9 protein-coding genes are annotated in these 10,854 nt (G+C 70.4%); 2 read left to right on the top strand and 7 right to left on the bottom strand.

The window, feature by feature from the left end; all coding sequences use genetic code 11:
- Nucleotides 1-68: 68 nt before the first annotated feature.
- Complete coding sequence (locus ACQUSR_RS10040; protein WP_431042216.1) at nucleotides 69-266, bottom strand: ferredoxin; 198 nt, start codon at nucleotides 264-266, stop codon at nucleotides 69-71.
- A 187-nt stretch (nucleotides 267-453) separates the two neighbouring features.
- Between ACQUSR_RS10040 and ACQUSR_RS10035 the strand changes: the two genes are divergently transcribed.
- Nucleotides 454-3,657, top strand: coding sequence for a non-ribosomal peptide synthetase (locus ACQUSR_RS10035; RefSeq protein ID WP_431042215.1), 3,204 nt, complete (start codon nucleotides 454-456; stop codon nucleotides 3,655-3,657).
- Nucleotides 3,658-3,743: 86 nt separating this feature from the next.
- Here the strand turns inward: ACQUSR_RS10035 and ACQUSR_RS10030 are convergent, their stop codons facing one another.
- The 4 genes from ACQUSR_RS10030 to ACQUSR_RS10015 form a co-directional block, all read right to left on the bottom strand.
- Complete coding sequence (locus ACQUSR_RS10030) at nucleotides 3,744-5,057, bottom strand: cation:proton antiporter (protein WP_431042214.1); 1,314 nt, start codon at nucleotides 5,055-5,057, stop codon at nucleotides 3,744-3,746.
- 113 nt (nucleotides 5,058-5,170) lie between these two features.
- Entirely contained in the window at nucleotides 5,171-5,869 is a 699-nt protein-coding gene (locus ACQUSR_RS10025) for a thioesterase II family protein (RefSeq protein ID WP_431042213.1), read from the bottom strand.
- Nucleotides 5,870-6,055: 186 nt separating this feature from the next.
- On the bottom strand, nucleotides 6,056-7,012 hold the full coding sequence (locus tag ACQUSR_RS10020) for a chlorinating enzyme (RefSeq protein ID WP_431042212.1): 957 nt from the start codon (nucleotides 7,010-7,012) through the stop codon (nucleotides 6,056-6,058).
- A gap of 12 nt (nucleotides 7,013-7,024) precedes the next feature.
- Nucleotides 7,025-7,273: a hypothetical protein gene (locus ACQUSR_RS10015; RefSeq protein ID WP_431042211.1), complete on the bottom strand. Its 249-nt coding sequence runs from the start codon at nucleotides 7,271-7,273 to the stop codon at nucleotides 7,025-7,027.
- 631 nt (nucleotides 7,274-7,904) lie between these two features.
- Between ACQUSR_RS10015 and ACQUSR_RS10010 the strand changes: the two genes are divergently transcribed.
- Nucleotides 7,905-9,155: an IS701 family transposase gene (locus tag ACQUSR_RS10010; RefSeq protein WP_431042210.1), complete on the top strand. Its 1,251-nt coding sequence runs from the start codon at nucleotides 7,905-7,907 to the stop codon at nucleotides 9,153-9,155.
- Between the two features lie 137 nt (nucleotides 9,156-9,292).
- On the opposite strand, the gene ACQUSR_RS10005 is transcribed toward ACQUSR_RS10010, so the two are convergent.
- Nucleotides 9,293-10,132: a DUF4097 family beta strand repeat-containing protein gene (locus tag ACQUSR_RS10005; RefSeq protein WP_431042209.1), complete on the bottom strand. Its 840-nt coding sequence runs from the start codon at nucleotides 10,130-10,132 to the stop codon at nucleotides 9,293-9,295.
- Nucleotides 10,133-10,215: 83 nt separating this feature from the next.
- The gene (locus tag ACQUSR_RS10000) at nucleotides 10,216-10,770 is read right to left on the bottom strand and encodes a hypothetical protein (protein WP_431042208.1); all 555 of its coding nucleotides are present in this window, start codon (nucleotides 10,768-10,770) and stop codon (nucleotides 10,216-10,218) included.
- Nucleotides 10,771-10,854 lie beyond the last annotated feature (84 nt).

Genomic DNA, 10,854 nt, shown 5'->3' with positions numbered 1-10,854 from the left:
CCCCATGGCCGGAAGCGGCCATGGGGATGCCTCTGGTGCGCCGCTGCGCGGAACGGCGGTGTGGAGGATCAGTCCTCGGTCGCCGCCAGCGCCTGGACCGGACAGAGCTTGACGGCCTCGCGCACGTCACGGTGCAGCTCCTCGGGCGGCTGCTCATCGAGGAGTACGACCAGGCCGGACTCGTCGTCCTGGTCGAAGACCTCAGGGGCGGACAGCACGCACTGGCCGGCCCCGACGCAGGCCTCTTGGTCGACGGCGATGTGCACGTCTTTTCTCCGTTCCGTATCTGACCCAATGGACAAGGGGATTCGCCCCGAGGCTGTCCGAGCATGGTGCGCGTCGTCAACGCGAAAGCGATCAGGCGGCCGTGGGAGACTCTTCTCGAACTCCATTCCATGTCGGTCCTGTTGACAGGACAGGAAACTACGCAGGACGAACAAGGAGTAGGCACGCATGATCCCGTTGTCGTTTGCGCAGCGCCGGCTGTGGCTCATCCAACGGATAGAGGGCCCGTCGGCGACGTACAACATTCCGCTGGTATTGCGGATGGCCGGGGCATTGGACGTGCCCGCTCTGGCGGAGGCCGTATCCGACGTCGTGGCCCGGCACGACAGCCTGCGCGCGATATGCGCCGAGGACGATGCGGGATTGCCGCACCAGCGGGTCGTGGCCATGCGGAACACCGGTTTCGAGGTGCCGGTGATCGAGTCGGCGCCACACGAGGTGCCGGCCGTGGTCCAGGAAGTGACCCGCCGCCCCTTCGACCTGACCGCGGATATTCCGGTACGGGCCTGTGTGGTGAAGTGCGCGCCCGAGGAACACGTCATGGTGATGGTGGTGCACGGCATCGCGGCCGACGAGGAATCACTGATTCCGCTGACCCGTGATCTCGCGACCGCCTATGCCGCACGGCAGACGGGCGAGGCGCCCGAATGGCGCGATGTGCCGGCCCCCTATGTGGATTTCGCCCGCTGGCAGCTGAAGGCCGTGGGCGAGGAGAACGGCCCGGACAGCGCGCCCGCCCGGCAGGAGGCGTACTGGCGGTCGGAGCTGGCGGGCGTGCCCACCCCGCTGGCGCTGCCGGCGGACCGGCCCCGGCCGCCGGAGGCGAGCCACCGGGGCGACGGCGTGGAGCTGGCCCTGGAGCCCGCCCTGATGGACGCGGTGCGGGGCCTGGCCGAGGACCAGGACGCGACGCCGGCCATGGTGCTGCAGTCCGCGCTCGCCGTGCTGCTGCACCAGTTGGGCAGCGGCGCCGACATCCCCCTCGGGGTGCCGGTCGCGGGCCGGCCCGGCCAGGCGTGGGCCGACACCGTGGGGCTCTTCGACGACACCTGGGTGCTGCGGGCGGACCTGGCGGGCAACCCGCCGTTCACGGAACTGCTCCGCCGCGTACGGAGCAGGACGCTGACGGCCCAGGACCATCGCGACGTGCCGTTCGCCCGCCTGGTCGAGGCACTCGACCCCGAACGCTCCCTGGCCCACCACCCGCTGATCCAGGTGATGCTCGACTGGCGGGACGGCACCGCGCCCGGCGTCGAGCTGCCCGGCCTGACGGTGACCGCCGCGCGGACGGGCTCGGCGGGCGCTCCACTGGATCTGCTCGTCCGCCTCCGGGACACCGCGGTTCCGGCCGGGCGGGCCGCGGTGGGCGAACTCGCCTACGCCACCGACCTGTTCGACCGGGCGACCGCGGAGCGGCTGGCCGCGTGCTTCGTACGGGTGGTGCGGCAGGTGACGGCCGACCCCGGAGTGCGCGTGGGCGGGGTCGACGTCCTGGACTCCGCCGAGCGGCGGCGGCTGCTGGTGGAGCTGGTGGACACGGCGGCGCCGACGCCCGAGCTGACCATCCCCGAGCTGGTGCGGCGGCAGGTCCTGGCGACCCCGGACGCGGAGGCGGTGGTCTGCGGCGACGTCTGCCTGACCTACCGCGACCTCGACGCGCGGGCCGACCGGCTGGCCCACGCGCTGGTGCGCGCCGGGCTCGGGCCGGAGGCCGTGGTGGGCCTGGCGCTGCCGCGCTCGGCCGATCTGGTGGTGGCCCTGCTGGGCATCCTGAAGTCCGGCGCCGGCTATCTGCCGATCGACCCCCGCTACCCCAGCCAGCGCCTGGGGTTCCTGCTCTCGGATGCCGCTCCCGGGCTGATCCTCACCGACGCGGAGACCGCGAAGACCCTGCCGGAGCACGACGTTCCGTGCTGCCTCATCGAGTCGCTCGACCTCGACGGCCCCGGTACGGGCGGAGAAGACGGCTCCGGAAGCGCTCCTGCGGTGCCGCCGCGGCCGGAGAACCTCGCCTACCTGATGTACACCTCCGGTTCGACGGGGACACCGAAGGGCGTGGCGATCACCCACGCGAACGTGGTCAACGGGGTGACCCGGCTGGCGTCCGTGGTCGGCATGAGGCCCGGGGCCCGGATGCTGGCGAGCACGTCGGTCAACTTCGACGTGTCGGTCTTCGAGGCGTTCACCGCGCTCAGCACCGGCGCCACCGTCGAGGTGGTGCGCGACGTGCTGGTCTTGGGCGAGCGCGGCGGCTGGACCGGCAGCGTGGTGCACACCGTGCCGTCGGTCTTCGCCGAGATGCTCGACCAGGTCGCGGGGCGGATCGACGCGGAGACCGCGGTGTTCGCCGGCGAGAAGCTGTCGGCCGCGCTGGCCGAGCAGGTCCGCGCGGCGATCCCGGGAATCCGGCTCGTCAACGCCTACGGCCAGACGGAGAGCTTCTACGCCACGACGTTCACCGTCCCCGACGGCTGGCACGGCGAGGGGGGCGTGCCCATCGGCCGCCCACTGGGCAACATGCGCACCTATGTGCTGGGGCCGGGACTGACCCCGGTTCCGCCGGGCGTGACGGGCGAGTTGTACGTCGCGGGCGCGGTGGGCCGGGGCTATCACGCCCGGCCGGGGCTGACCGCCGAGCGGTTCGTGGCCGACCCGTTCGCCGGCGCGGGGGAGCGGATGTACCGCACCGGTGACGTGGCCCGGTGGAACGCGGACGGACAGCTGGAGCTGCTCGGCCGCGGCGACACCCAGATGAAGCTGCGCGGGATCCGCATCGAGCCCGCCGAGATCGAGACCGCCCTGACCGGCCACCCCGGCATCGCCCATGCCGTGGTCTCCCTGCGCCCCGGAGCGGGCGGGAGCGGACAGCGCCTCGTCGCCCATGTCGTCCCCGCCGAACCGGGCGGCGCCGAGGCGGACGCCGAGATCACCCCGCGCCGACTCCGCCGCTTCGTGGCCGACCGGCTGCCCAACTTCATGATCCCCTCCGCGTTCGTCGTGCTCGACCGGCTCCCGCTGACCCCCAACGGAAAGCTCGACCGCGCCGCGCTCCCCGAGCCCCGGCAGACCACGGGCGCCCACCGGGAGCCCCGCACCGAGCAGGAGCGCGCCCTTGCCGAGCTGTTCGCCGGCGTACTCGACCGCGACCGCGTCGGCATCGACGACAACTTCTTCGACCTCGGCGGGGACTCGCTCCGCGCGCTTCGGCTCAGCAGGCGCGCGACGGCCGAACTCGGCATCGAGCTGTCCGTCCGCGCACTGTTCCGCGCGCCCACCGTCGCGCATCTGACCGACCATCTGCGCACCCGCCCGCAGACGGCGGCCCGCCTGGGCGCCGGAGCCGTGGCGCCGGACGGGGCGGCGGTTCTCTGACGGCACCGGCCACCGGACAAGCGGCGGGCCCCGGTCTCCCAGGAGGGAGGCCGGGGCCCGCCGCACTTGCCCGCGCGTACGCCTTCCTACGAGGGCGACCCGGCGAGCTCCCGCTCCCGCTCGTGCTCCGCCGTGGTCTTCGGGATCTGCCGCGTGGCGTGCCGCAGGAACGGCGGAGCCATCATCGAGGTGGCCACCGCGATCAGCACGACGATGGTGTACGTGGCCGTGGTGAGCACACCGAGGTTGAGCCCGACCGTGGCGATCACGATCTCGACGACGCCGCGGGCGTTCAGGCCGGCGCCGATGGCCAGCCCCTCGCCGTGGCCGAGCCGGCCCATCCGGGCCCCGAGGTATCCGCCGGCGAACTTCGCCAGGGTGGCCACCAGCAGCGTGACCACCGCGGCGAGCAGCACCGTGGGCTTGCCCAGGGCGGACAGGTCGACCTGGAGTCCGGCGGTGGCGAAGAACAGCGGGGCCAGCGTCGACATCACGAAGGACCGCATGGAGTCGAGCGACCGCCGGCTCGCCGGGCCCAGCGAGCTGATCACGATGCCGCACAGGAACGTGCCCAGGATGGGCTCCATGTCGAGCGCCAGCGTGCCCGCTCCGGCCAGGACGATCATGGCGGCGATCGCGGTGACACTGACCTCGGGCTGCGAGGACCGCTCGGTGAGCCGCAGCACCTGCCGGGCCACCGGCCGGGCCACCAGGGCGGCGAAGGCGAGGACGAGGACCAGGTAGCCGACGGACTCCAGGACCATGCCGGTGTCCAGACCCTTGGTCACCATCGCGGAGACGATCGACAGCAGCATCCAGCCGACGATGTCGCTGATCGCGGCCGCGCCGATGATGAGCTGGCCGACGTTGCGGTGCAGCAGCTTCATGTCGAGGAGCGTCTTGGCGATCACGGGAAGCGCGCTCACCGCGATCGCGACCCCGACGAACAGGGCGAAGGTGCCGCGGTCGGCGCCCGCCGCCATCATCGAGTCCGGCATCACGTACCCGAGCCCGAAGCCGAGGGCGAGCGGCAGCAGCACGCTCGCCGTGCTGACGTAGCCGATGACCTTGCCCTTGCTGCGGATCAGGCGCAGGTCGATGTGCGCGCCCGTGATACCGACCAGGAGCAGTACGCCGAGCTGGGCCACCGCGCTGAGCAGATGCATCTGCGCGGCGTCGTGGGGCAGCAGCCAGTCCCGCACGTCCGGCAGGGCGTTGCCGAACACCGACGGTCCGAGCAGCACGCCCGCGCTGAGTTCACCGACCACGGGAGGCAGCCGCAGTCGTACGGCGAGCCGGCCGAGCAGCACGGCGACGCCGAGCAGCAGGCCTATCTGCAGCAGGAAGACGAGCATCTGATGGTGGCTGATCGCGGGGACGGGTGCTTGGGACAGCACCATCGTGATTCCTTTCCAGTACGGACTTGGGGACAGGTTCGCGGCCGCTCGGCACAGCGCTCAAGCGGCTCGCGGACGGTTGCTCTTTCGGTGGACGGGGGAGGGGATGCCCCCCGTCACCTCGCGGAACGCTCAGGGGTCGCCGACCACCGGGCCAGGGATTCCAGGACCACGCCGGCGACGCCTGAGGGGTTGCTGGAAGAAAGGAGGTGCCCGCCCGGCAGGCGCGCCACCTCGCAGCGCCCCGTGGTGTGGTCCGCCCAGGACTCGAGTCGCGTCAGCGCGGTGTCGGCGTCCCCGGCCACGACCTGGATGTCCCCGGCCACCGTCGCGCCGCGCACCAGGTCGATGCACGACTGGGACAGGAGCAGGTCGGCACGGATCAGCGGATAGGCGCGATCGGCCAGTTCCGGGTCGCTGACCACCTCGGCGGGGATCTCGCCGCCCATCTCGGTGAGCGCGGCGACCGCGGTCTCGATGGAGCGCACCTCCTCCGTCCTGATCCGCTGCCGGACCGAGGGCGGTGAGTTGGAGGCGGCGAGCAGCAGCGGGTGGCGGGACTGCCCGAGGGCCGCGGCCACGCCCAGGCCGAGATAGGCGCCGAGGCTCTCGCCGTAGAGGGCGTCCACCGGCCCGTCGAGCTGCCGGACGATGTCGTCGACGGCGGGCCCGGCCTCGGTGAGGAAGGGCTCCTGATAGCGGCGGCCGTGGCCCGGCAGCTCGACGGCGCGGAACGAGACCCGGTCGCCGAGCGCCCGCCGCAGTCGGCGGAAGTATCCGGCTCCGCAGCAGGACGGCGGTATGAACGCGACCACCGGTCGGTCGTGATGAGGTGTCACAGGGCCTCGGGCTCTCTTGCTCGTGCTGCTCACCGGGATCGCGCAGGCGTCACCAACTCGCCATCGCTGACGGCGAGTTCGGCATCTTAGTGGTAGCGGGAACGCCGCCGCGCCCTGCCGGGCGTCGGACGCACGGCTCGGCAGGGCGCGGCGGCACCGGACTCACGCCGTACGGAACTCGGTCCCGCGCAGCGTCTCCGTGGTGATCTTGTTGTGGCCGTAGGTGTCGCGGCCGCGGGCCAGGACGGCGGACCACTTCTCCAGCGAGATGTTCCCGCCGTACTCCTCGATGTGGTCCGTGTCCGGGTAGATCCGCACCTTGGTCGGCACGTAACGGGTGGCGAAGCCCATGCGGTAGTTCTTGCCCGTGCTGATGTTCGGCAAGGAGGCGTGCATCAGCGTGGACCAGAAGATGATGCACTGGCCCTTCTCCATCACGAAGGAGACGGCGTCCTCTTCGTTGGGCTTCCAGTTCGGGTCCTTCTGCAGCTGGCGGTAGTCGTACCCGAAGAAGCCGCGCGGAACGCCGTCCTTGACCTCGGAGTTGATGCGCTCCTCGTTGTAGTCCATCTGCTTGGTCTCGTCATAGTTCATCTTGTTCTGGGTGCCCGGAATGACCTGCAGGCACCCGTTCTCACGGGTGGACTCCGTGAACGCGGTCCACACCGTGATGGTGCCGGCGCCGAAGTCGGTCTCGGACTCGCCGGGCCACAGCAGCTGCGGCTTGCCGCTGGCGTTGGCGAACGTGTCGGCCTGGTGCCAGTCGGTGCCCTCGTCGCCCGGGTACTTGGGGAAGAACTCGGAGCGCCAGCACAGCAGGTCCGGGCCGAGAATCGAGGCCACCCGGTCGACGATCGCCTGGTTGCACACGTGCGTGGCGAGGGCGTCGATGTCCAGGTGCCGGTCGTAGTTGAAGATGTTCGGCGCGCCGACGCCCTTGTCGACCTCGGGGTACGCGGCGTATGACCGGTCCAGCGCCTCGCGCTGAACGGCCTTCCACATCTGGTCCATCTCTTCGGGGGTGTAGATGGTCAGCGGACCGATGTAGCCGTTCTTGTGGAAGAACGCGAGTTCCTCGTCCGAGAGCGCGAAGTCCGTGCGCTCGGGGCTGCTGGTCATGTGGTGACTCCCTTACTTGCTGGTCGACTTGGAGTTGTCGAGTGGCTGCTGGGCGGCCACTGCCGCACTGAGCGACTCCCCGTACGTGGTCTTCATGTCGAGGATGATTCCGAAGGAATCACCGAGGAACTGGTTCAGCTTCGAGAAGGTCAGTGAGTGGCCGCCGACGTCAAGGAAATTGTCGGCACCGGTGATCTCCGGGTCGTCCAGCTCGGTGCGCAGCCACTCGAGAGCCGATTTCTCCACGTCCGCTGTGCTCACTTCGCGAGCTGCCTCTTCGTTTGTCGCTGAATCCTGCATGGGAGCGCCCTTCTCTTGATCTTTCTGTGTGGCGTGAGCGGTCCTTAGCCGCGAGGAGCCGGAAACAGCAATCGCAGAGACAATGTCTGGGAGAAGTGCATGACTGATTCCGGTACATCTGAGCCTGTCCCCGAATTTCCAACCGCAGGCGCAAATGGCGCTTCGCCGAAGAACACGGCGTGGCCACGCTAGACCGGCGAGCGGAATCTGTTCAAGACCTTGCGAGCGACACCGCGAGAGTGCTGACGTGCCGTTTCCGTGGCCGAGAATTGTCCTGTTGACGGGACGGCATGGGCGGGTGTGCCCTAGCTTCGGTCCCCTGTGACGCGACGTCAGGTCACCCGCTGGTCCCGCGGGTGACGCCGGGTGCGGACGACCAGGTGGCATTCCCTTCGTCCGGCCGGCCCCGAGGCGGCCTCGCCGCCCCCCTGACCTGCAACAAGAAGCCTTCGAAAATCACTGCGCGAGGCGAAGACGGCAGGAAGCGGTCACCCTTCTTACACGCCCGGAACACAGATGGTGTGATGTGCGCGGTGAACCTAGACTCATCGACTGGCACCCGCCGCTAGGGATGTCTGGGAGGGACTGCAACATGGTTGCGACCTGCGCGTTTGCCACATCGGCCCCGGTCGACGTGGTGCCCGTCAACGATATTCATTCGCCCTTGAAGGACTTCACCGAAACGCTCTTCGGAAACCTGCGGCGAGCCGACCAGCGCAGGTGGGCACAGGCCTATCTCGCGGCGCTGCTCATCACCCCCGGCAAGAAGTCCGTCCGCCGCCTGGCCGACGCCGTCTCGGCCTCTCCCACCGCGGTGCAGTCACTGCGCCAGTTCGTGAGCCTCAGTCCCTGGGACTGGGATCCGGTCCTGCACGAACTCACCCGCTGGGCCGACGGACACGGCCCCGCCCCCACGTGGACGCTCGGCCGCGCGGTGCTGCCCAAACGCGGCCAGCGATCGGTCGGCGTGCACCGCTGCTTCGACCCCTCCTCGGGCCGCACCCTCAACTGCCAGCTGGGGCTCGGCGCGTTCCTGAGCATCGGCGCCGTACAGGTCCCCGTCGACTGGCGCCTGTTCCTGCCCGCGCCATGGACCGACGACGTACAACTACGCAAACGCGCACGCATCCCGGACACCGTTCAGTACCGCCCCCTGTGGGCACACGCCCTCGATCTGATCGACACGCTGACGGCCCGAACCGCCTCCACCAGTGCCCCGATCGTGGCCGACATGAGTGACGATCCGGATGTCGGACTCCTCCTGCGCGGACTCAGCCAGCGGGGGCGTGACTTCGTGGTTGCCGTACCGCAACACCTGAAGGTACTTCCCGCCGGGGAACGGATCTCAAACGTCCCGGCGGTCATCAGTGCCAAGGACTGCGCGTCGTCCGGCAGCGCCCCCGAGACCGTGCTGATCGGCCTGCCGGACGGTCAACAGCAGCGCGTTCGCGTGCAGTCCGCGCTGGTCCATCTCCCCGGGGTACGGACGGGACCGGCCGCGGAGTACCCCTACCGGCTCTTCACCGAGGTGCTCCCGGACAACCGCACCGGCGCCATGTGGGTCACCAGCCTGACCCATCGGCGCCTGGACAACGTTGCCTCACTCGCCGCGTTGCGGACCTGCACCGGCACCGCGGTCGCCGCCATGGAGCGCGACTTCGGGCTCCTCGACTTCGAGGGCCGCTCCTTCCCCGGCTGGTACCACCACATGACTCTCGTCTCCGCGGCGTACACCTACCAGAGCCTGTCCCAGAGAGCGCTCTCCCAGCCCTACCCGTGCTGCTCGCCCGACATCTCCGGCAGCGCGTCGCAACGGCCTGACCGGGCCGCGCTGAGGGGGTGAGGATGCGGGCCCCGGAAAACCGCCGGGGGAACAGTCCCCGGGGCCCGCGGTGTCGGCGCCGGTGCGCGGCTGAGCCGCGGTGCACCGGGCCGTGGCCTTCGGCGCCGTGCGAGGCCGTTTCTCGCCGGCGGCCGCGGTCAGGCTCTGCGGATCACGACGTCGCCGGCCGTGGTGCTGGCACGCACCTCGACGGTCTCGTCGAACGACCCGGGGCCTTCGGCCGCCGACATCAGGTTGCGGACGTTGCCCGACCTGGTGCGCACGTCGAGCAGTGCGGCGGTACCGGGGCTGATGCCGACCTCGACCTGACCGGTCGCGGTGCCGAGCACGATCGAGTCGCGCACGACCTCGCCGATCCGGATGTCGCCGTTGGCGGTCTTGGCTTCCACCGCCGTGTGCGCCTTGTCGACGGAGATGGCGCCGTTGGCCGCGTTGACCCGCAGCCGTCCGGTCACCTCGCCGACCCAGCTGTCGCCGTTGGAGTTCTTGATCAGTCCCGGGCCCGCCAGCTCGCGGATCCGTACCGTGCCGGAGCCGGTCGCCACCTCGGCCGGGCCCTCCACCCGTTCCACCGCGATGTCCCCGTAGGAGGTGGCCAGATGGACCGGGCCGGTCTCCTCCAGCTGGATGTCGCCGGTGGAGGTCTTGAGTCGGCACTCGCCCAGCCGGCCGCTGCCGCGGAAGGTCACCCGCTGTGAGAGCCCCCCGCCCCGGACGTCCGAGCCCGACGGCAGGTCGATCGACACGTCGACCGATCCGTGGCCGAAGGGGCCGCGGCGCGGCCCCTTGATGAGCAGCTTGCCGTTCGCGTACTCCACACGGGTACGCTCGGCGGCCTTGGCGTCCGCGTCGTTGTCCGGGTCGCTCGGGCGCACCTCGACGACGGTTTCGGTGCGTTGGTCCGCGTCGAGACGGGCGTCCCCGACCGCGAGGTCGATGGTCAGGGAGATGGGTTTTGGCGTCTCGAAGGCCGGCATGTCTGCCCTTCCTGATGGACCGGTTGAGCGTCCCCGCTGGTAGGGCGGAGGGTGGGGCTGTGGCGCCCGGTGCAGGATACGGGTCAGGTCACCCAGCCCGTGTAGCGCTGACTGCTCCGCTGCGGAGCGCGCTGTTCGGGGCGGCGGCCGCGGTCGTCGAACTCGAGCATCGCGGAGACGGCTCGGACCAGCCAGGCGTTGACCGACAGCCGTTCCCGGCCGGCGGCCTCCTCGATCCGGGCCTTCAGGTGCTCCGGGGGGCGGAAGTTGATGCGGGAGGTCGCGCCCTCCTCTCCGGTGACCGGCACCGACGCCATGGCGGACAGCGATGGCGCGACGCCGTTGCGTGAGCCGTCGAAGCCGCCTCCGGCCTCGTCGTCGAAGGTGTGGTCCGAGGGGGGTAGCGTCACCACGAAGGTCGGGTCGAGCCCGCGCAGCCGGATCTCGACCGACCCCGGTGCCAGCTCCTGGGTGATCTCGGCGGCGGCAGCCGACAACGCGTCCAGCAGAACCAGCCGGACGGCGGAGGAGAGCGGTGTCACGAGGCGTTCGGCGAGTTCGCGTGCTTCCTCGTCGCCCGCCTCGACCGCGACCGACAGCTCTTGTCGGAGGTTGTCGACGTACCGCATGAGTTCCATGGCGCCATTCTCGCACCACTATGGCGCCATGTGCAAGTGTGACGGCCGCCGTGTTGCATCCGGGTGGCCGCGAGGCGTCCGGCC

Source organism: Streptomyces sp. P1-3 (assembly GCF_050613155.1).
GTDB lineage: Bacteria > Actinomycetota > Actinomycetes > Streptomycetales > Streptomycetaceae > Streptomyces.
Note: the sequence above shows the minus strand (reverse complement) of the source record. Positions and strands in the feature narration are given on the sequence as shown.